We start from the raw sequence: 21,171 nt of genomic DNA, 5'->3' as shown, positions 1-21,171 counted from the left end.
GCCCACAACAGACTAATTCTAGTGAAAACTTCAACAGGCTGCCACACTTTATTGGTCAATTTTTGGTAAAGAGCTGTTACGGCTTAAATATGCGTTTTAACAATGACTCTTCTTGTGTGTCACAGTTAAAAGGTATCGACTACGCTTACAGATAATCAGCAAATTATAACTCAAAAGGTAAGTATGGCTGGGACAGATACTGTGTCTCTTCTATGGTTGTTGGTTTGCACGTGTATTGCTTTCTTTATGCAAGCTGGTTTTACTTTAGTTGAAACAGGCAGCGTTCGCGCAAAGAATTCCGTCAACGTTGCCATGAAGAATATGGCTGACTTCCTTGTTGTGTCGGTCGTGTATGTGCTGGTGGGCTTCCATCTTGCTCAGGGAAGTTCACTGCTGTCATTTGATACCCTGCCAATCAGAAGTGAGCACCTGCCTGTTGTTATGTTTAATCTTATGTTTGTCGCGACGGCGGCTACTATAGTGTCAGGCTGTGTTGCAGAAAGGATGAGTTTTCGTGGGTATGTGTACAGTTCTGCTTTTATTGGCATTCTGATTTACCCGGTGGCCTCTTACTGGACTTGGAATCCCAACTCTTGGTTACATACGTTAGGCTTTTATGATTTTGCTGGAGGGGTGACAGTACATGTCGTTGGAGGCATGTGTGGCTTGGTGGCCACCATGGTTATCGGCCCACGTAAAGAGCGCTTCATGGCGAAACAAGAAGTGAACGAGATCCCTTCCTATAACCACACCTTGGTCACTTTAGGCGTATTCCTCATGGTATTTGCCTGGATGGGCTTCAATGGCGGAAGCTTCTATCAGTTCGATACACGTGTTCCGGTTGTGCTGTTTAACACCCTTCTGTGTGCCACTGTAGCGGGTTTCGTGACGCTTATTCTTGTTCATCGCTCTCGACATGTTCCAGTTTTTGTCACACTCAATAGCGTATTAGGGGGTTGGTCATCGTAACGGCAGGTGCAGACCTATTCAGTACATTTGAAGTTGTGTTACTTGGGGTATTGGCATCATTTACCGTTTACTACGGTGAGAAAGCACTGATTGCCATGCGTATTGATGACCCAGTTGGTGCGATTCCAGTTCATCTCTTCTGTGGCATTTTGGGAGGTGTCTATAGCGGATATACACTCAGTTTGACCTCGAATGGCGACTTAGTGTGGGATGTCGGCGTGCAACTTATAGGTATATTGGCGATTTTACTTTGGTCTGGTACAAGTTCTTACATGTGTTTCCAAGTGCTGAGGTATTTTCACCTTGAGCGTGTCTCCCCTGATGATGAAAAACTTGGACTGAACATTACAGAGCATGGCGTTCAGATGAGTTGGTTGGAGACGCTTAGAGTGATTGAAAATATCAGCAGGAATGGAGATTATTCTAAACGCGTACCTGTTGAACTGGGTACAGAAGCTGGAGACGTAGCGATTTCTTTCAATCACTTAATGGACAGGCTCGAATCCAACATTGACGTTCTGCATAACGTCGCAAAAGGTAATCTTGTTGACGTCGACATTAAGCCAAGTAGTGACAAAGACATCATGGCTAACTCACTTCATTCGATGATTGTCAGTTTACGTTCCTTGATCGACGAAGTTGAGGATGAAATCCAAAATCAGGCAAAACAGATTGAAACTAGTGAGCACTCTATTCAAGCCCTGATTGAGAAGTTCAAGCGTACACAAGACCAATTGATGGAGGCCGAGAAAATGTCGGCCCTGACTGGGATGGTCGTCGGTGTCGCTCATGAGCTTAATACTCCACTCGGAATCACAGTGACCAGTTTGTCTGTCCTTAGCGACAAACTGGATGAGGTCGCAAAGAAATTTTCTGAACGGACTATTACCACTGAGGATTTAAATCGATTTTTGACGGTCGCAAATGAGTGTGTCGAAATGGTGGTAAACAATATCGAACGCTCTGTCGCGATAGTCAGTAAATTGAAGCAAATTAACCAGAAGATGGCATCAGAAGAACCTAAAAGGGTGGCTCTAAGGCAAATGCTGGATGAGGCAGTGTTGCATGTGAATGAGACGCTGACGCAGAAATCGATCAATGTGGAAATACAGTGCGAAGCGTCTCTTGATGTCTTTTTGCCGCCGATCTCGCTGCAATGTGTGATAGAAGAATTACTCAATAACAGCGCGCTTCATGGATTTACCACAGATGACCACCACTCGCAACGAGTGATTGTAGTGAAAGTCAAAGAGGCGAGTGGACGCATTGATATTATTGTTGAAGACAATGGAGTAGGCATACCGCCAGAGAATCAGAAAAAAATTTTTCAACCTTTCTTTACGACGTTACGCGCCAAAGGGGGTACCGGTCTAGGCTTACATATGGTTTACAACATCTGCACGCAAAAAGCTTGCTGGTGAGATCGACATGCAGAGTGAAATTAACAAAGGTACTCGTTTTGTCCTCTCATTGGAGTCTTTCGCTGACGCTTAACGAGGTATTTACTGAGCGCCAGTGCGACAAAATAACGTGTAAAAATATTGCCGCAAAACCTTAAGCGTCTTGTCACTTTTTGCCAAGAAACTGGGGAGCAGTGAGTTAACATGCTGGTGCGGTGATGAATGTAGCAATTTTTGGTAGTGGTTATGTCGGGCTTGTCCAGGCAGCGGTGTTGAGTGATGCAGGACATAACGTTTGCTGCATTGATGTTGATGCTGAGCGAGTAGCAAAGCTGAAAAAAGGCATTGTGCCCATCTACGAACCAGGGCTTGAAAAGCTGGTGGAAGAAAACGTGTTGGCAGGCCGGCTCGCTTTCATGACACAAGCTGAAGAGGCCCTCAATCAAGTCGAATTAATTTTCATTGCAGTTGGTACACCTCAAGACGAAGATGGCTCTGCGGATCTTCGTCATGTTCTCGCGGTCGCGTCAGAGATAGGTAAATACATTAACAAAGATATGATTGTGGTTAATAAATCCACAGTGCCTGTTGGGACAGCGCGAGCCGTCGAAGGTGAAATCCAACGACAGCTAGCTCAACGTGGACAGCCAGCGCTTGATATTGCTGTGCTGTCTAATCCAGAGTTTCTCAAAGAAGGTAGTGCGGTGGTGGATTGTATGCGTCCGGATAGAATTGTTATTGGTCTGGATAAAAATCATCGGCGCTACCAGCAGCTTAAAGATGTGATACGCGAGCTCTATGCTCCTTTCAATCGAAATCATGAAAAACTGATTTATATGGATGTTGAATCGGCGGAACTAACGAAATACGCAGCAAATAGTATGTTGGCGACCAAAATCAGTTTCATGAACGAAATGGCCAATATTGCTGAGCACGTTGGCGCTAATATTGAGGATGTCCGTAAGGGCATAGGTAGTGATGAGCGCATAGGTTATCACTTTATCTACCCCGGTTGTGGCTATGGCGGTTCATGCTTTCCTAAAGATATACAGGCCTTGATTAAGACCGCCGAACGCTGTGGTTACAGCAGTGAAATATTGAAAGCGGTCGAGAACGTCAACTTCTATCAAAAGCACAAACTGTATGACTTAGTGCAAACCCATTTTGGGGGCAGAGAACAGTTGCGAAACAAGACGTTGGCATTGTGGGGCTTGGCGTTTAAACCGCGTACCGATGATATGCGTGAAGCGCCCAGTCGTGTATTGATAGAGGCCCTATGGCAAGCGGGGGCGAAGGTTCAGGCTTTCGACCCTAAAGCAATGGAAGAGGCACAGCGAATCTATGGCCCACGTGCAGATTTGTGTTTGATGGGGACGAAAGAGGCCACATTGAGGGGGGCCGATGGGCTTATCATTTGCACCGAATGGCAGAATTTCAAGGCGCCAGATTTTGATTTTATTAAACAGGCCTTGAATCAGGCTGTAATCTTTGATGGGCGGAACCTGTATGAGCCTGAACGCCTTTCTAGCAAAGGTATTCAGTACTACTCTATTGGCCGCCAAACCTAATTCGTAAAAGAGGGGCAAAGTGCCCCTCGTCAAGTTAGCCTAAAAACTCTGCCTGTTTGGTGTGTTCAACGACTCTACGAACTACCACAGTATTGGCAATTAAGTCATGCCAGCCTTGTTTTTTGCTACTAAAAGCGATCCAAATGAAACCAAGGCATAGTGGGATGGCGCTGACGTAATAAGCGAAATAACGAAGAACGGACTTTGAAAATGTCAGTCGATGACCGCTATCTGCGTCGAGGACTTCGAGTTTCAGAGCCATTTTTCCGGGGGTTGCTGAACGATAAACCCAGAATGCAACTGTAGCGATTAGAGGACAGACCCAGTTAAGGAGCAGATCCCACCCGCCCAATAGAAAATCATCCGAGTTCCAATAGACTTCACCATAAATCCAGTGCATTAATGGCGTAATGAGCAGAAAGAGCAGTACCGTATCGATCAGTGACGCCGCAAAACGGATCCAAAAGCCCGCGTACTCGGTTAATTTATCGTTCATTTTTACCTTCTAGCCAGTTGAGCAGCCCTTTTATCGCAAGGCTTGGTTGTGTTGAGGTGCATAGTAATAAGAGCAATATATCAGAAGCTGAAGGTTAATTGCTTTCTTTGCAGTGAATCTAACCAAATAATGACGGCAATCATACCATTAGGTGAAGAGTGGCGTTGTACTTAGAGATTAAAGAATGCAATGTTTGGCGTAGCTGGTAGCTTCGTTGGCTGTCCAGTCGCCTTTCGGTTTATCAGCTAAGTCCTGGCACCAAGCTTCGCTACCGACCGTATTTTGAAAGACACAGTGCTTGGCAAAGTCGAGCGCTCCCTGAGCATTCCATTCGCTCTTCGGTTTATCTTGCATATTGTCACACCATTCCTGTGTGCCGATGTCTTCTTGGCACGCGCTCAGTGCTATCGCTGTGGCAAGAACGAAAACTATTTTTTTCATCGTTTCTCTCAATGTTTTGTTTGCGCCACTATACCCAAATTTGTGTCGCAAGTGTGTAATTTACGGCTGAATCAAGGGCCTGATACGTGAATAAATCCATCAAATTTGGTGAATGATGTCACTTTTTGGCGCTGTCAAAACCATCAATTAAGGATCCGTTTCACACTCTAAAGATGAGTGACTCGCAAAACTGAAGTCAGCGATTATGATTTCATCGAAACGTTTCGATGAGTTTTTTGTTAATAGCAAGACCGGTGTGAAATAGAAACTCAAGGCAGTTTGAACGTGTAATCGATAGGTCGATGAAATGAAAAAAAGTACCCTGATAAACTCTGAACTTTCTTACCTCGTGGCGACACTAGGCCATACTGATGAAATCACGATATGTGATGCAGGTTTACCGATCCCCGAGCAAGTACAGCGTATAGATCTCGCGTTGACTCATGGCGTGCCGGGCTTTCTGGAAACAGTGCGAGTGATTCTTTCGGAGTCGCAAATAGAAGGAGTGATCATTGCTGAAGAGTTTGCCTCCGTCAGTCCAGCGCATCATGAAACTTTGATTGCTGAGCTGCGTGCTGAACAAGCGCAGACAGGAAAAACTATTTCAGTGGTTTATGTATCACATGAAGAATTCAAAACGCGCACGCACCAAAGTCGTGCCGTCGTGAGAACGGGTGAATGTACGCCTTACGCCAATGTGATTTTCCAAGCTGGTGTTGTGTTTTAAGCCGTTTGAGACTGAGGACCCATTATGACTCAAGCTATTCTACAACTGAGTGAGATTGAGAAAGCTTTTCCCGGCGTCAAAGCCTTGGATAAAGCGAGTTTGAACGTTTATCCCGGTAAAGTGATGGCTTTGATGGGGGAAAACGGTGCGGGCAAGTCAACCTTGATGAAAGTGTTGACGGGAATTTACAGCAAAGATTCAGGTAGCATTCATTACCAAGGCCAACCAGCAGTGTTTAAAGGCCCGCGTGATTCGCAGCAAGCGGGAATCAGCATTATTCACCAAGAGCTAAACCTGATCCCGGAACTCACGATTGCAGAGAATATCTTCCTTGGCCGAGAGTTTACAAGCGCAATGGGTCGAATTCAGTGGGACAAAATGTATGCTGAAGCGGACAAATTGTTAGCAAGACTGAACGTAAAGCACAGTGCTAAACAACTGTTAGGCGAGCTTAGCCTCGGTGAACAGCAGATGGTTGAGATTGCTAAAGCTCTGTCGTTTGAGTCGAAAGTCATCATTATGGATGAGCCGACCGATGCACTGACGGATACCGAAACCGAGTCTTTGTTTGCCGTGATTCGAGAATTACGTGAGCAAGGCTGCGGCATTGTTTATATCTCTCACCGTCTGAAAGAGATTTTTGAAATCTGCGATGACATCACAGTGCTCCGTGACGGAAAGTTCATTGGCGAGTGCTCTGTAGCGTCTACCGACGAAGATGGACTGATCGAGATGATGGTTGGTCGTAAGCTAGAAGAGCAATACCCACGCATTGACGTTCAACATGGCGACATTTGCCTTGAAGTGATTGGATTGACGGGCTCTGGGGTTCACGATATCAGTTTTAAACTCCAGCGCGGTGAAATACTCGGTGTCTCGGGTTTGATGGGCGCTGGTCGAACTGAATTGATGAAAGTTATCTATGGCGCTCTACCTAGTGAGCGTGGCGTAATCAATCTGAATAACAAAACCATCAACCCTGTGAGTCCACAAGATGGCCTTGCAAACGGTATTGCTTATATTTCTGAAGATCGTAAGGGCGATGGCTTAGTCTTGGGTTTGTCAGTCAAAGAGAACATGTCGCTTTGCGCTCTGGATAAGTTAACCAAAGGTGGTCGAATTCAGCATGGCGATGAAGTGGTTGCCGTCGAAGACTTTATTAAACTCTTTAACATTAAGACGCCAACTCGCGATCAGATCATTGGCAATCTATCTGGTGGTAACCAGCAGAAGGTGGCGATAGCGAAAGGTCTGATGACTAAACCTAAAGTACTGATCCTTGACGAGCCCACTCGTGGTGTCGATGTCGGTGCAAAGAAAGAAATTTACCAGCTCATCAATAAATTCAAGGCCGAAGGCATGAGTATCATTCTGGTCTCTTCAGAAATGCCGGAAGTATTGGGAATGAGCGACCGCATTATTGTGATGCATGAAGGCCGCATTAGTGGTGAGTTTGATGCCAAAGACGCCGATCAGGAGAAGTTGTTGGCGTGTGCAGTAGGCAAAGAAATAAACGAGGAAGCAGCATGAGTACGAATACCATGAGCAAACCAAATCAAGCGGGCAGCAAAAAACTGTTCAGCAAAGAGTGGCTGATTGAACAAAAGTCGCTCATTGCACTTATCTTCCTGATTGTTGTTGTATCGTTCCTTAACCCCAACTTTTTTACGGTCGACAACATTCTTAACATTCTGCGTCAAACGTCGATAAACGCAATTATTGCAGTAGGTATGACCTTGGTTATCCTAACCGCAGGTATTGATCTGAGCGTTGGCTCCGTTCTGGCTTTATGTGGTGCGTTTGCGGCAAGCTTGATCGCTTTGGAAGTGCCAGTTTTGGTCGCGGTTCCAACGGCTTTATTTGCTGGGGCAGCACTGGGTGCTATCAGCGGCATCATTATCGCCAAAGGTAAGGTGCAAGCATTTATCGCAACACTGGTCACCATGACCTTGTTACGTGGTGTTACTATGGTGTACACCGATGGTCGTCCAATTTCGACAGGCTTTACCGATACCGCTGATGCTTTCGCATGGTTTGGTACAGGTTACGCTTTGGGTATTCCTGTTCCAGTCTGGTTGATGGTTATCGTGTTCGCTGCGGCTTGGTATTTGCTTAATCACACACGCTTTGGTCGCTATGTGTATGCATTAGGCGGCAATGAATCTGCGACACGCCTATCTGGCATCAACGTCGATCGCGTTAAGATTGGTGTTTACGCTATATGTGGTCTGCTGTCTGCACTAGCGGGCATCATTATCACATCTCGTCTTTCTTCTGCTCAGCCAACCGCTGGTATGGGCTATGAACTGGATGCCATTGCAGCCGTTGTACTCGGTGGTACCAGTCTGATGGGCGGTAAGGGTCGAATTATGGGCACATTAATTGGTGCGCTCATCATCGGCTTCCTAAACAACGCTCTTAACTTGCTCGACGTGTCATCTTATTACCAGATGATCGCTAAAGCCGTGGTTATTCTGCTAGCGGTATTGGTCGACAACAAGAACAAGTAATTCAAAAAAGGCTTAGAGGTAAGTACTCCGAGCCACCCTACACAAGGACTAAACACAATGAAAAAACTCGCAACTCTTATCTCCGCTGCACTGCTTTCATCCACCGTTTCTATTTCAGCACAGGCGCAAGACACGGTCGCTATCGTACTGTCGACGCTGAACAACCCATTCTTCGTTACGATGAAAGATGGCGCACAAGCAAAAGCCAAAGAGCTGGGCTATGACCTGATTGTTCTGGACTCACAAAATGACCCAAGTAAAGAGCTGTCTAACGTCGAAGACCTGACAGTTCGAGGTGTAAAAGCGATTCTGATCAACCCAACCGATTCTGATGCAGTTTCAAATGCAATCCGCATGGCAAACCGCTCTGATATTCCTGTACTGACTTTAGACCGTGGTGCAAGCCGTGGTGATGTGGTAAGCCACATCGCTTCAGATAACGTAGTCGGTGGTGAAATGGCGGGTCATTTCATTATGGAAAAAGTGGGTGAAAAGGCGAAGGTTATTCAGCTTGAAGGCATCGCAGGTACGTCAGCGGCGCGTGAGCGCGGTGAAGGCTTCATGAACGCCGTCAACGGTGGAGAGATGGAACTGCTAGCAAGCCAACCGGCTGACTTCGACCGCACTAAAGGTCTCAACGTAATGGAAAACTTGCTCGCTGCCAATCCAAATGTACAAGCGGTTTTTGCTCAAAATGATGAAATGGCGCTAGGCGCACTGCGCGCGGTTCAAGCATCAGGCAAAGACGTGATGATTGTTGGTTTCGATGGTACTGATGATGGTATCGCTGCCGTTAACCGCGGTAAATTGGCTGCGACAGTGGCACAGCAGCCAGATCTCATCGGTTCATTAGGTATCGAAACGGCAGACAAAGTACTGAAAGGTGAGTCTGTTGAAGAGTACATCCCAGTCCCTCTGAAAGTGATCACAAAGTAATGTGAATTTTGCCCTTCTTCCCATTTTAATCTGTCGTTTGGCGGAGGAGGGTAAATAAGTTTGCGCTTTTGCGAGAGCGCAAACTTATAACTCCCGTTGCAAATTAGTCAGGTTCAATTGAACCGAGGATAACCGTATGAATAAGTTAGTGGTATTAGGTAGTGTTAACGCTGACCATGTTCTCCAAGTGCCTTCTTTTCCTCGTCCAGGCGAGACATTACATGGTCGCAATTATCAAGTTATCCCAGGTGGTAAAGGAGCAAATCAAGCCGTAGCGGCTGCGCGATTAAACGCAGACACCGGATTCATCGCCTGTGTTGGTGATGATGCGTTTGGTATCAATATTCGTGAAAACTTTAAAATGGACAACATCAATATTGCAGGGGTCAAAATGCAGCCGAATTGTCCAACTGGCATTGCCATGATTCAGGTAGCTGAAAGTGGTGAAAACAGTATATGTATCTCCGCGGAGGCAAATGCAAAGCTAACTGAAGATGCGATCGAGGTCGATTTAGAGCGAATCCGACAGGCCGACTATCTGCTTATGCAGTTGGAAACGCCGATGTGCGGCATTGAAAAAGCTGCGCAAGTCGCGAAAGCGTCGAGAACCAACGTTATCCTTAATCCAGCGCCAGCGCGTGAGTTATCGGATGAGTTGCTGGCATGTATTGATGTGATTACGCCCAATGAAACCGAAGCTGAAGTGCTTACTGGTATTACGTTAACGGACAACCAGTCAGCGCAAGAAGCGGCAAATGCGCTTCACCGTAAGGGAATTGAGGTCGTCTTGATAACACTCGGCGCTAAAGGGGTATGGCTAAGTCAGAATGGACGTGGTGAACTAATCCCAGGCTTCCGAGTCGAAGCAACAGATACTACAGCTGCAGGTGATACCTTTAATGGAGCCTTGGTCACTGGTTTATTAGACGATTTACCTCTAAAATCTGCGATAAAGTTTGCTCACGCTGCGGCAGCCATTTCCGTGACACGTTTTGGCGCTCAGACTTCAATTCCTAGCCGAGAGGAAGTGGATACTTTTCTCGAGCAACACAGTTAGTCAAAGGTAAGGAGATAGTGACATGGCTACAATGAAAGATATTGCCCGGCTCGCCGGGGTTTCCACTTCAACGGTCAGCCATGTCATTAATCAGTCTCGTTATGTGAGCGAAGAAATCTCTGAGCGTGTCAATAAGGCGGCTCAAGAACTCAACTACACGCCTTCCGCGCTTGCCCGTAGCCTCAAGATCAATCGCACTAACACCATCGGTATGTTAGTAACGACCTCGACAAACCCCTTCTTTGGCGAAGTGGTTAAGGGGGTAGAACGCAGTTGCTATCAACAAGGTTATAACCTTATTTTATGCAACACCGAAGGGGACAACGAACGTATGCGTGAGTCGATTAACACCCTGTTGCAAAAGCGCGTTGATGGTTTGATTCTTATGTGTTCTTCTTTAGAAGGGGAACGCATCGATGTGTTCGAGAAATACCCTGATATTCCAGTCGTTGTGATGGACTGGGGTCCGATGCTGTTTACCAGTGATAAAATTCAGGACAATTCCTTACGGGGCGGCTACATGGCGGCGAAGCACTTGATTGAATCGGGCCACACAGAGATAGGTTGTATAACGGGACCTTTAGCCAAACACCAGGCACAGATGCGTTATGAAGGTTATAAACGCGCTTTGATAGAAGCTGGGATAGAATTCAATCCAAATTGGATTATTGAATCTGACTTCGAATGTGAAGGCGGCTATGAGGCGCTGAACAAGATGCACGCCAAAGGTTCGTTACCCAGTTCGATTTTCGTCTGCAATGATATGATGTCGATGGGCGTGATTAATGCCGCTCATGAGAAAGGGATTCGAGTTCCAGAGGAACTTTCCATTATCGGTTACGATGACATCCATATCTCCAAGTTTATGACCCCGGCCCTGACGACTATCCACCAACCTAAATACCGTTTAGGTAAAGCTGCTGTGGAAGCCGTATTGAAAAAGTTAGAAGGTGGAGAGACGGAACCACAAGTCGTTCAGTTGGAGCCCACTCTGGTTGAACGAAAAACGGTTCGTGCAATGAATTGATGTGCCGAGATTGACTATACCCATAATCTTAATGTGGTTAAATATTTCCACCAAATGGCGGAATGAAGCTGCATATTGAATGCCATTTACACTTTTTCTATAAGTTTGTGCTAAAACTTAAGATAGGGAAATAGAATTAGGGGGTTAGACAAGAAATGGAATTGTTTGCGGACCATCGACAGTCACAACAACCTGAGGTCGAAGGCAGTAGTAATGCTGAAAGTTTGGCCACTCCTTGGAAAGTGCTACTTATCGATGATGATGAGCAGATGCATCAGGTTACCAAGCTGGCCCTATCTGATTTTGAATTTGAAGGAAGACACTTAGAGTTGATCTCTGCTCACTCAGCAGAGGAAGCGAAAGGTATTTTCCAGAGCGCAGATGATATCGCTCTCGCGCTTGTTGATGTGGTGATGGAAACCGAACACGCAGGCTTGGAGCTGGTTAAATATGTTCGTGCAGAGCTAGGTAACAGCTTAGTTCGTCTCGTTCTTCGAACCGGGCAGGCAGGGCAGGCGCCAGAAGATACCGTCATTCGTGAATATGAAATCGACGACTACAAAGAAAAAACCGAACTGACTACGCAAAAACTCAAAACGTTACTTTATTCCATGCTTCGTTCGTATCGCGATCTTTGTTTGATTGAACATCAAAAGAAGGGGCTTAGCAAAGTCATTGAAGCGTCAGCGTATGTTCAAAATACCAACACGCTTCAGACCTATGCCACTAGCGTTCTTGAACAACTGACCTCGTTACTTAAACTGGACAAATCTGCTTTGTACTGCATTGTTCAACCAAGACCGAATGGCGAAGAGTCGCGTGCTTTAACGCTCGCTGCGACGGGTAACTTTGTTGATTTCTACAGCGAATGTGCATTTGAAAAGTTACCTAAAGAAGTATCAGAACGGTGTAAACGAGTCTTTGAGACTCAGAAGTCAGAAAATTTTGGCGACGCCTATGTATTGTATACGCATGATGAGCAAGGGGTTGACTGTATTCTGTATGTCAATGTTGCCCGTGTACTGACCGAGCTCGACATGCAGCTACTCGAAATCTATATGCAAAATATAGGGCTGACCTTTGAAAATCTGAGCTTGATGCTCGATATCCGAGAAACATCGAAAGAGCTGGTTTACAACTTGGCTAATGCGGTTGAAGCGCGGAGTAAAGAAACAGGGGCGCATGTACAGCGAGTGTCTTTGTTCAGTGAAAAGCTGGCTCAGCTTTATGGTTTGAGTGAGTATGATGCATCAATGATCAAACATGCGTCGCCTCTTCATGATGTTGGGAAGGTCGCGGTGCCGGATTCTATCCTTCACAAACCCGGCAAACTCAATGCAGAAGAGTGGGAGATCATGAAGAAGCATGTTGATTATGGCGTAGATATTTTGAGCAAATCTAAGCGTCGCTTGATTACCGTTGCTAAGGAAATCGCTGGTTATCATCACGAAAAGTGGGATGGTACTGGCTACCCAAATGGCTTATCGGGTCTGGACATCCCTGTCACGGGTCGAATTACCGCTTTAGCCGATGTGTTTGATGCATTAGGATCGAAACGCAGCTACAAAGAGCCTTGGAGCGATGAAGACATTATGGTTGAACTGGTTGCACAAAAAGGTAAGCACTTTGAACCAGAGTTGGTCGAGCTCCTTATTCAGCACTGGGACGAATTTATCGAAATTCGTAACTCACTCCCTGATTAATCTTGTTGTTCATCCAAAGGAAGCTCTTTGGGGAACGTGAGTATAAACACTACTCCTTCCCCTGGTTGAGAGTTGAATTTCAGCTCTCCTTGGAGTTTCTGTTTCACTAAATTAAACACTAAGTTAAGCCCCAATCCTGAACCACCCAAACCGCGTTTACTGGTATAGAATGGTTCAAAAATCTTCTGATGCAACGACTCTTCAACGCCACTGCCATTGTCCCGGTATTCAAATACTACTGAGTCATCAACGGCATAAAAATGTATCTCAATCTCAGCATCAGGCTGGTCCTCAAACGCGTGGTTAATACTGTTCATCACTAGATTAGAAATGATCTGAGTGAGCACACCCGGTAAGCTAGTCATCACGATCGTTGAGTCGCCACTCAGGCGCGGCGCTACAGGTACTTTACGCGTTTCCGGGTGCAGACTGGCGAGTAGGGCTTCTAGCACCTGAAGGACGTTAAACGGCGAGCGAGCTTCGGACACTTGATCAACGGCGGTTTGTTTGAAATCTTTCACCAGTTTTGCAGCACGACTGAGGTTATGTTCAAGCATTTGGCTGCTATCAGACATACGTTTCATCAGCGTCTCAAACTGGGTACTGGTCAGAGTCTGGGCGGCAAAAGCGGCGTTGAGTTCACTGGTTACGTCCCTTATCACTGAGGTTGCTGTGACCGCAATGCCAAGTGGCGTATTTACTTCATGAGCGACACCAGCTACCAGCCCCCCTAAGGCTGCGAGTTTTTCTGATTCAACCAGCTTGTCATGAGCCTCTTGCAGTTGTTCCATGCTTTGTTTTAAGTCCAAGGTTCTTGAAGCCACCAAGCGTTCAAGATTTTGATTGAGTTCTTCAAGTTCAATCTGCGTCAGCTTGAGTTCGGTAATGTTGATAGCGGTGCCTCTAAAGCCCAAAAACTGACTATTTTCATAGCGCGCTTTGGCTTGGAATAAAAGATGTGAAGTCATGCTATTGATGGTGACACTTTCTTCAATTTGTGTGAAATCATTGCGCCGAGAAATGGCCTGATGTAGGCCTGTCGCGTCGCGCAAACCTTGGATTTCAGTAAAGCTGATGTGAATCACTGCGGTCAATCCCAGCGTCTCTTTCATTGTTTCTGAGCAATAAACAAGTCGACCTAGATCATCGGTTTCCCATAACCAATCTGAAGATACATGGGTAAAATCAGCCAATCGTTCCTGTTCTTCTTTGATGCTGTTATAGAGCAGAGTAATGTTACTACTGATTTTATTCGCACCCTCACCGAGCCAATCCAGTTCGTCGTCTTTCTCTTGGATCCAGCGCTGTCTTTGTAACACTAAGGGCTCGCTAGGGTGGCGAGGGTTAAAGGCCCGAAGGTACTGTGCAATTTGAAATATGCGACGATTGACACTGGCGTGGAAGATAAACAGCATAATGGAGCAGACAAGCATTGTCTTGAAGGCATTGAGTAACAAGGTGGAAATAAACTGTTGAATGAGATAGTCGTAGATTTCTTGTGCATTGGATTCGACATTGATGGTGCCAATGTCTTCAGTATGACCATCTTCTGGGTCACGATAGGTCAGCAAGTAGGTGGCTTTGACGACATTGCCTTTGACTTTTTTACCTGAGTTGAAGGTGTAGTTTCCGGAATGAACTTCAAGGTAATCAATTTTGGGTAAGTTGACCAATCCGTCGAGCCTTTCCTGCAGAACGACTAAATCAAAAGACCATAGGGAAGAGGCTAACAAGCCAGCATGCACGTCACGTATCTCAATGTGCCTTTGCTCGACATCATTGAACTCTTTTTCATAATCCCAAGACAGCTGCAACACAGTGGTAAGCAGTGTCACCACGCTACTCAATGTCACCATGAGTAATATAATCCGACGACCAATCCTGCTATACAAGGGGTTGTTTATGCTTTCTTCTACTTTTTTACTGCGGCTCATAGGACTCTAACGTCGTGTTTTTACTTGAGTATAGACTGCACTGGTTGACTTTTATAACGTGCTATTCATACCAACGATGGTTTTTAATCCTAAACTAAAGCATGAGTTTTATTTTTTGAGATGGTCTATGAGAGTATTGACGCTTTGGTTATTGCTTTACTGTGGCTTTTCTCAAGCTGAGAAAGTGCTGCTTATAGAAAGCTATCACGCTGAATATCCATGGGACGCCAGCTATGTCAAAGGGATTGAGTCGGTCTTAACCGATTCCGCGCAGCTTTATCGGTTTCAAATGGACACTAAACGCCTACCGGCCAAAGAATTCGAGTCTAGAGCCGACGAAGCGCTGTCGTACTATTACAGCTTACAGCCAGACGTTGTTATTCTGGGGGATGATAACGCGTTAAATTACATGCTACCTAGGCTTTATAAGGAACCGATTTCCATTGTGTTCTTAGGGATTAACGCTAACCCTCGTTATCTTTTGTTCCAATATCGGGGACAAGCCAAGGTTACAGGAGTATTAGAGCTTCCTTTGTACGTCAAAAACCTTGGCGATCTCAGTCTTATTTATCCTGAGCGCTATTTTAAAGTGCGCGTGATGTTTGATTCGGGGGTAACGTCCAAAATTGCTGCGAAGTACATTCAACGGCAATACGAGATGATCAAAGAAAATCTAGGTATTGAAACAGAAATTCTGCTGCTGTCGACCCGCAATGAATGGGAAAGGGCAATTGTGGGCGCTAAAGCCGACAATGTGGCGATGATCATTATAGGCTTATACCATACATTGATTGATGACGGAGGTGAGAGTGTACCTTCAGAGCAGATGTTGCAGTGGACCAATGAACATGCCACAACACCATTGTTTGCTTTCTGGGATTTCGCAGTGGGAACGGGCAAAGCGAGCGGAGGTGTCGTCTTATTTGGCGAAAGTCAAGGTAAGCAGGCAGGTACTATGGTCAACCGGATCATAGCGGGTGAAATCGCCGATCAAATCCCTATTGCTATTGGTGAACAAGGTAGAGCCATTTACTCGCCGACGGAGATGGAACGTTGGGGTTTGAAGCCTCCCTCTCATTGGCAGCCCATTGATTAACCGTAGATAACAAAAAGCCCCACGAGCTGAGCTGGTGGGGCTTTTTTAATTTATGCTATTTAAGCTTCGCTGCGACGGTCACGGCTATGTCCGCGTTCACCACGATGGTTGCCACGGTGGTCACCACCACGGTTACGGTCAAAGCGACGTTCGCCATCACGACGGCCACCGTCGCGATTACCACGGCCACCTTCTCGGTTACCACGATAGCCACCTTCACGGTTTCCGTCACGATTACCACGGTAACCGCCATCACGGCGACCACCATCGCGACGTCCACCGTCACGACGACCACGAGGTTCACGGAAATCATCAAAGTCACACACTACCGCACCCACTTCTTTCTGACGAATGCGTAGTTTGCGCAGCTTGTTCGCTGTCTCAGAAGACATCGCTTTTGGCAGCTGAACGTAAGTCTCGCCCTGTGCTAGTTTAATCGCACCGATAGAGCCTTTAACGAGGCCAAGCTCGTTTGCTAGTGCGCCAACGATATCTTTAACTTGAACACCTTGATCACGACCAACCTGAAGCTGGTAAGTATCCCAGTCTTGGTTATTGAAGTTACGATCACGACCACGACCGTCACGACCACCTTCGCGACGCTCTTTACGGCGTTGCTTGTCACGTTCAATTGCTTCAATCATTGGATCTTCGCCAATGTAGAACAGTGGGCGCTTACCTTGCTGGCGTTTAAGTAGGATTGCTGCAAGTGTTGCTGCGTCAATCTCTAGCGTACCTTGTAGCTTTTCTACAAGCTCACCGAACTTCTCAAGAGACTTGTGTTCTTTCTCTTGCTCAAGCTCTGCACCAAGTTTAACTAAACGAGCTTCTGCTACCTTGTCACGAAGTGGAAGTTGAATTTCTTCCATTGAAGACTTAGTCACGCGCTCGATGGTACGAAGCATACGAATTTGGTTAGTGCGAACTAGAAGGATCGCTTTACCTTTACGTCCAGCACGACCTGTACGGCCGATACGGTGGATGTAAGACTCGACATCAAATGGGATGTCGTAGTTAAATACGTGTGTGATACGTGGAACGTCAAGGCCACGTGCTACAACGTCAGTTGCAACTAGGATGTCGATAACACCTTGTTTGATGTGATCAACAGTACGCTCACGTAGAGACTGAGGAATGTCACCGTGCAGGGCAGACGCTTTGAAGCCGCGAGCACATAGCCAATCAGCAAGACGCTCAGTATCTTGACGAGTACGTACGAATACGATTGATGCATCAGTCTCTTCTGTTTCTAGAAGGCGAGACATAGCTTCGTCTTTCTCTACACCTTTAACAACCCAGAACTGCTGCTCTACTTTATCAACCGTGTGGTTTTTACCCGCCACGTCGATAGTGATAGGATCGCGCAGGAAACGCTCAACAATGTTTTTCAGCATTGGCGGCATAGTGGCAGAAAATAGCACACGTTGCGCTGACGCAGGAGCATGCTCCATGATTTCAGTTACGTCATCAACGAAGCCCATGTTTAGCATCTCATCCGCCTCATCAAGAACGAATGTGTGAACTTCGTCTAGATGCAGACGTTCACGATTGATAAGATCTTGAACACGGCCTGGTGTACCGACCACGATATGAGCACCGCTCTTGAGGGCACGCATTTGGTCAACGATTGAAGCACCACCGTAGATCTCAAGTACCTTAAGGCCAGAGATGTTTTGGCCGAGGTTTTTCATTTCTGCCGCAACCTGAATCGCTAGTTCACGAGTCGGTGCTAGAACGATAGCTTGAGGCTTACGCTGAGACAGGTTGATTTTGTTCAGAAGAGGTAAAGAGAAGGCAGCAGTTTTACCAGTACCAGTTTGAGCTTTACCTAGTGCGTCTGTACCTTCCATTAGGTGCGGGATAGCCGCAGCCTGAATTGGAGTTGGTGAAACGAAACCCATTCCGTCAAGTGCAGAAAGGATAGAGTCGTTAAGCGCTAAGTCGCTAAACTGAATTACAGAATCTGTCATTGGGATCCTACTATATTAATGTAAACAAAAGGTCCCACGAGCTCTACCAATTCCATTACCAATCCAGTTCTTTGCTGAATCCGTTCAGATGCGGATAAGTCGTAAATCGCATCAAGCCGCTAGGGACATATCTAAGGGGGCGGAATTATTCCTTAAATACACAAAAAAAGCCAGAAAAAATTGAATTACATCACATATTTTTCTCACTATTGATTAAAGCGAGTGTTCAATGACCAAAAATAGTGAATATATGAATCTATTAGCGCGCAAAATAGTCGCTGTTAATTTTCGAGACGGATAGGTAAATCAATGGATAGGAGAAGCTTTGCTAAACTTTGCGGTTTGCTCGGCATTAGCGCTGCATTCCCGGTAAGTGCAGCGCTCAATCCACAACTGAAGAACATAAGAGCGCAACGTATCGCTTGCCGTCTAAGTTGTTTAAGCCTGTGAAAGACAAAGTGTTCTTTGCCGGAGAAGCCTACCACCCCGATGAAGAGGATTGGGGAGGAGTACATAATGCTACGCGGGCGGCGCGAAATGTGGTTGAGATGATCACTAGACACAAGTTCAATTGAGGCTGTTTTCTGTGGCAATGGAACAAAGCGTTGTCATTGTGGCTTTAGTATGAACAATCAATGATAAAACGCTTCTTCAATATACTTTCAGTACATTAACTAGTACCATGTGCGCAATAGATTGATGCCCCAAATAGGCTTGCCATTAGCTTGTGCGGCAAGCTTATAAACTTGGGGCCCATATAGCGCCGCATGCATTTGTCATTCGGAATAAAGAACGAATTAGTTAGAAATTAAAATGTTCCAAGATAACCCTCTACTGGCTCAACTTAAGCAGCAAATTCAGGAAAACCTTCCTAAAAAGGAAGGTACGATCAAAGCGACTGAAAAAGGCTTCGGCTTTTTAGAAGTCGACAGCAAGACCAGCTTCTTTATTCCGCCGCCATACATGAAAAAATGTATGCATGGTGACAAAGTGAAAGCCATTATCCGCACAGAAAAAGAACGCGAAGTAGCAGAGCCAGAAGAACTGGTTGAACAAGGTGTAAACCGTTTTATTGGGCGCATCAAACTCTTCAAAGGCAAGTTGAATGTTGCACCTGATCATCCTCAGCTTAAGAAACTCTCTTTGAAAGCAAAGGTGAGAAAAGGCTTAAAAAGTGATGAATTCAAAGAGGGGGACTGGGTGGTGGCTCATCTCACCCAGCATCCTTTGAAAGGCGACAATGGTTTCTTTGTCGAGATCTCAGAGAAAATCACCGACGCTGACGACAAGATTGCCCCTTGGTGGGTAACGTTAGCGCAAAATGATTTGCCAAATAGTGAGCCTGCAGGTATCGACAACTGGGCAATCAAAGATGACGCTGATTTAGCGCGTATCGACATGACGCACATACCGTTTGTGACCATAGATGGTGAGTCAACCAAAGATATGGACGATGCGTTGTACGCGAAGAAGACAGAAACCGGTGATTTTGAACTGACAATTGCGATTGCCGATCCAACGGCCTATATCACGCCAGACAGCGATATGGACAAGGTTGCCCGAGAGCGTGGCTTTACCATTTACCTGCCGGGTCGTAACATCCCGATGCTACCGCGTGATTTGGCTGATGAACTCTGTTCTCTTATCGAAAATGAAGAACGTCCAGCACTTTGCTGTACCGTAACAATCAGCAAAGATGGTGTGATTGGCGATGACGTTAAGTTCTTTGCTGCGAACATTAAATCCCACGCGCGTCTCGCTTATGATCATGTATCTGATTGGCTTGAAACAGGGCAATCTGAATCGTGGCAGCCTACGGAAGACATTGCTGAAATTGTTCGTGACTTGTACGAGTTTTCTCAAGCTCGCGCAGAGTGGCGCGAGACCAACGCGGTGGTTTTCCCAGACCGACCAGATTATCGCTTTGAGTTAAGCGAAGATAACGACGTAGTCGCCATTCATTCAGATAGGCGTCGCTGTGCGAATCGCTTGGTTGAAGAGTCGATGATTACGGCAAACATCTGTGCAGGTAAAGCGCTGAAGGCAAGCTTTGATTCAGGTGTATTTAATACTCACGCAGGTTTTAAACCAGAAAAGATCGCTGACGTGATTGAGTTGGTTAACCCTGAAGGTGAGTTGCCGTTTAATGCAGAAAGTGTGGTGACCCTAGAAGGATTTGCGGAACTCCGTCGTTGGTTGGCAACACAAGAGACGAGCTACCTAGACAATCGTATCCGTAAGTACCAAGCTTACAGCGAAATTGGTAACCAACCTTTGCCCCACTATGCAATGGGCTTAGAGCTGTACGCTACGTGGACCTCTCCAATTCGTAAGTACGGCGACATGATTAACCATCGTATGCTTAAAGCTCATATTTTGGGTAAAGAGCCCGTTCAAATCGCAGATGAATCTGTGGGTGAAGAATTGGCCTTGCATCGTAAGCATCATAAGATGGCAGAACGCAGTGTGAGTGATTGGTTGTATGCTCGCACGCTAGCTGAAGAACCAGCAAAAGGCACCGTCTTTAATGGAGAAATCTTTGATGTATCTCGGGCTGGTGTTCGAGTACGACTAATCGAAAATGGTGCGGCGGCGTTCATCCCTGGCTCTCTGATTTTGGCGAATAAAGAGCGATTAGAGTGTAATAGTGACCTTGGTACGGTTTCGATTGATAAACAAGTGATTTACCGTTTGGGCGATGTACTTGAGTTAGTCCTGAGTGACGTTAACCAAGAAACGCGCAGTATTGTAGCTAAGCCGACTCAGGTTTTTGACGATGTCAAAGCAGCTGAAACGAGCACAGATTAGCCACGACATTTAATCGAATAAATAAGGGCGCTGAAAGCGCCCTCTTATTCACGTAACGTTTGCCTAAACTTAGTCGTCCCAAAATACCGACTTAGGATCCTTGTCTACTTCGCGCATGATCGCCGTCAAGTCATGGCTTTGTGCTAGGTAAGGGTAGGGCAGCCACCTTTCTTCTTTCGACTCGTCAGGCATAGATAACAACCATGCACTGCGCTCATCGTCCCATTGGACTTTGGCCACAGGCAGCATATAGTCACAGTGCGTGGAATCGAGCAAAAAGTGTTGCTTGATAAATACCACTCCGTTATCCGTTACCTCATAAGTCGCTTTGCCCAATTCAGCGGGTAAGCTCCTATTACGTTGCTCACATATAATCCGTGCACGACTTTCGATTTGTTTTTGCAGCAAACTGACCAGTTCCATACCGGCTCCATAGTTAATGCCCACCTACTCATAGTATGTACAAGAATATGACGAGTCTGCCTAGGTTTTCACAAAAATGTCATGTAATCGAAATATGATAGCGCCA

15 protein-coding genes and 1 pseudogene are annotated in these 21,171 nt (G+C 46.0%); 11 read left to right on the top strand and 5 right to left on the bottom strand.

Annotated features, from left to right (window positions below; all coding sequences use genetic code 11):
* Positions 1-183 precede the first annotated feature (183 nt).
* Together KW548_18135 and KW548_18130 are read left to right on the top strand one after the other, a co-directional pair.
* Positions 184-2,463 (top strand): annotated as a pseudogene (locus tag KW548_18135) (ammonium transporter).
* A 124-nt stretch (positions 2,464-2,587) separates the two neighbouring features.
* Positions 2,588-3,937 (top strand): UDP-glucose/GDP-mannose dehydrogenase family protein, encoded by a 1,350-nt coding sequence (locus tag KW548_18130; protein ID QXX09019.1) that lies wholly within the window; start codon positions 2,588-2,590, stop codon positions 3,935-3,937.
* Positions 3,938-3,971: 34 nt separating this feature from the next.
* On the opposite strand, the gene KW548_18125 is transcribed toward KW548_18130, so the two are convergent.
* A complete protein-coding gene (locus KW548_18125) occupies positions 3,972-4,433 on the bottom strand; it encodes an RDD family protein (protein QXX09018.1) in 462 nt (153 codons plus the stop codon).
* A gap of 177 nt (positions 4,434-4,610) precedes the next feature.
* The gene (locus tag KW548_18120) at positions 4,611-4,874 is read right to left on the bottom strand and encodes a DUF3012 domain-containing protein (GenBank protein QXX09017.1); all 264 of its coding nucleotides are present in this window, start codon (positions 4,872-4,874) and stop codon (positions 4,611-4,613) included.
* Between the two features lie 307 nt (positions 4,875-5,181).
* Between KW548_18120 and rbsD the strand changes: the two genes are divergently transcribed.
* The 7 genes from rbsD to KW548_18085 all read left to right on the top strand — a co-directional run bounded on the left by rbsD (position 5,182) and on the right by KW548_18085 (position 12,834).
* Positions 5,182-5,601, top strand: a complete 420-nt coding sequence (rbsD, locus tag KW548_18115; GenBank protein QXX09016.1) for a D-ribose pyranase — start codon at positions 5,182-5,184, stop codon at positions 5,599-5,601.
* Positions 5,602-5,625: 24 nt separating this feature from the next.
* Positions 5,626-7,131 (top strand): ribose ABC transporter ATP-binding protein RbsA, encoded by a 1,506-nt coding sequence (rbsA, locus tag KW548_18110; protein QXX09015.1) that lies wholly within the window; start codon positions 5,626-5,628, stop codon positions 7,129-7,131.
* The gene (gene rbsC, locus KW548_18105) at positions 7,128-8,111 is read left to right on the top strand and encodes a ribose ABC transporter permease (GenBank protein QXX09014.1); all 984 of its coding nucleotides are present in this window, start codon (positions 7,128-7,130) and stop codon (positions 8,109-8,111) included. Before rbsA ends, rbsC begins: the two co-directional genes overlap by 4 nt.
* A 57-nt stretch (positions 8,112-8,168) precedes the next feature.
* Positions 8,169-9,047, top strand: coding sequence for a ribose ABC transporter substrate-binding protein RbsB (rbsB, locus tag KW548_18100; protein ID QXX09013.1), 879 nt, complete (start codon positions 8,169-8,171; stop codon positions 9,045-9,047).
* 136 nt (positions 9,048-9,183) lie between these two features.
* Positions 9,184-10,104 carry a ribokinase gene (gene rbsK, locus KW548_18095; protein QXX09012.1) on the top strand — a complete coding sequence of 307 codons (921 nt, stop codon included), beginning with the start codon at positions 9,184-9,186 and terminating at the stop codon, positions 10,102-10,104.
* Positions 10,105-10,126: 22 nt separating this feature from the next.
* The gene (locus KW548_18090) at positions 10,127-11,131 is read left to right on the top strand and encodes a substrate-binding domain-containing protein (protein ID QXX09011.1); all 1,005 of its coding nucleotides are present in this window, start codon (positions 10,127-10,129) and stop codon (positions 11,129-11,131) included.
* 155 nt (positions 11,132-11,286) lie between these two features.
* Positions 11,287-12,834: a DUF3369 domain-containing protein gene (locus KW548_18085; GenBank protein ID QXX09010.1), complete on the top strand. Its 1,548-nt coding sequence runs from the start codon at positions 11,287-11,289 to the stop codon at positions 12,832-12,834.
* Here the strand turns inward: KW548_18085 and KW548_18080 are convergent.
* Positions 12,831-14,768, bottom strand: a complete 1,938-nt coding sequence (locus tag KW548_18080; protein ID QXX09009.1) for an ATP-binding protein — start codon at positions 14,766-14,768, stop codon at positions 12,831-12,833. The genes KW548_18085 and KW548_18080 overlap by 4 nt on opposite strands.
* Before the next feature lie 127 nt (positions 14,769-14,895).
* Between KW548_18080 and KW548_18075 the strand changes: the two genes are divergently transcribed.
* Entirely contained in the window at positions 14,896-15,864 is a 969-nt protein-coding gene (locus tag KW548_18075) for a hypothetical protein (protein QXX09008.1), read from the top strand.
* Positions 15,865-15,923: 59 nt separating this feature from the next.
* On the opposite strand, the gene KW548_18070 is transcribed toward KW548_18075, so the two are convergent.
* Complete coding sequence (locus KW548_18070) at positions 15,924-17,834, bottom strand: DEAD/DEAH box helicase (GenBank protein QXX09007.1); 1,911 nt, start codon at positions 17,832-17,834, stop codon at positions 15,924-15,926.
* Positions 17,835-18,647: 813 nt separating this feature from the next.
* On the opposite strand from KW548_18070, the gene rnb reads away from it, so the two are divergent.
* Positions 18,648-20,642: an exoribonuclease II gene (rnb, locus tag KW548_18065; protein QXX09006.1), complete on the top strand. Its 1,995-nt coding sequence runs from the start codon at positions 18,648-18,650 to the stop codon at positions 20,640-20,642.
* Between the two features lie 69 nt (positions 20,643-20,711).
* Here rnb and KW548_18060 read toward each other — a convergent pair whose 3' ends face one another.
* A complete protein-coding gene (locus KW548_18060; protein ID QXX09005.1) occupies positions 20,712-21,065 on the bottom strand; it encodes a DUF3024 domain-containing protein in 354 nt (117 codons plus the stop codon).
* Between the last annotated feature and the right edge of the window lie 106 nt (positions 21,066-21,171).

The organism is Vibrio neptunius, assembly GCA_019339365.1.
GTDB lineage: Bacteria > Pseudomonadota > Gammaproteobacteria > Enterobacterales > Vibrionaceae > Vibrio > Vibrio neptunius.
This window is presented reverse-complemented; position numbering and strand designations above follow the sequence as displayed.

Excerpts from the sequence above, each read along its gene's own strand:
- KW548_18090 (QXX09011.1), top strand. The coding sequence starts at position 10,127 with ATGGCTACAATGAAAGATATTGCCCGGCTCGCCGGGGTTTCCACTTCA.
- KW548_18080 (QXX09009.1), bottom strand. The coding sequence starts at position 14,768 with ATGAGCCGCAGTAAAAAAGTAGAAGAAAGCATAAACAACCCCTTGTAT.
- rbsA (QXX09015.1), top strand. The coding sequence starts at position 5,626 with ATGACTCAAGCTATTCTACAACTGAGTGAGATTGAGAAAGCTTTTCCC.
- rbsB (QXX09013.1), top strand. The coding sequence starts at position 8,169 with ATGAAAAAACTCGCAACTCTTATCTCCGCTGCACTGCTTTCATCCACC.
- rbsD (QXX09016.1), top strand. The coding sequence starts at position 5,182 with ATGAAAAAAAGTACCCTGATAAACTCTGAACTTTCTTACCTCGTGGCG.
- KW548_18070 (QXX09007.1), bottom strand. The coding sequence starts at position 17,834 with ATGACAGATTCTGTAATTCAGTTTAGCGACTTAGCGCTTAACGACTCT.
- rbsC (QXX09014.1), top strand. The coding sequence starts at position 7,128 with ATGAGTACGAATACCATGAGCAAACCAAATCAAGCGGGCAGCAAAAAA.
- rnb (QXX09006.1), top strand. The coding sequence starts at position 18,648 with ATGTTCCAAGATAACCCTCTACTGGCTCAACTTAAGCAGCAAATTCAG.
- KW548_18130 (QXX09019.1), top strand. The coding sequence starts at position 2,588 with ATGAATGTAGCAATTTTTGGTAGTGGTTATGTCGGGCTTGTCCAGGCA.
- KW548_18060 (QXX09005.1), bottom strand. The coding sequence starts at position 21,065 with ATGGAACTGGTCAGTTTGCTGCAAAAACAAATCGAAAGTCGTGCACGG.
- KW548_18125 (QXX09018.1), bottom strand. The coding sequence starts at position 4,433 with ATGAACGATAAATTAACCGAGTACGCGGGCTTTTGGATCCGTTTTGCG.
- KW548_18075 (QXX09008.1), top strand. The coding sequence starts at position 14,896 with ATGAGAGTATTGACGCTTTGGTTATTGCTTTACTGTGGCTTTTCTCAA.
- rbsK (QXX09012.1), top strand. The coding sequence starts at position 9,184 with ATGAATAAGTTAGTGGTATTAGGTAGTGTTAACGCTGACCATGTTCTC.
- KW548_18120 (QXX09017.1), bottom strand. The coding sequence starts at position 4,874 with ATGAAAAAAATAGTTTTCGTTCTTGCCACAGCGATAGCACTGAGCGCG.
- KW548_18085 (QXX09010.1), top strand. The coding sequence starts at position 11,287 with ATGGAATTGTTTGCGGACCATCGACAGTCACAACAACCTGAGGTCGAA.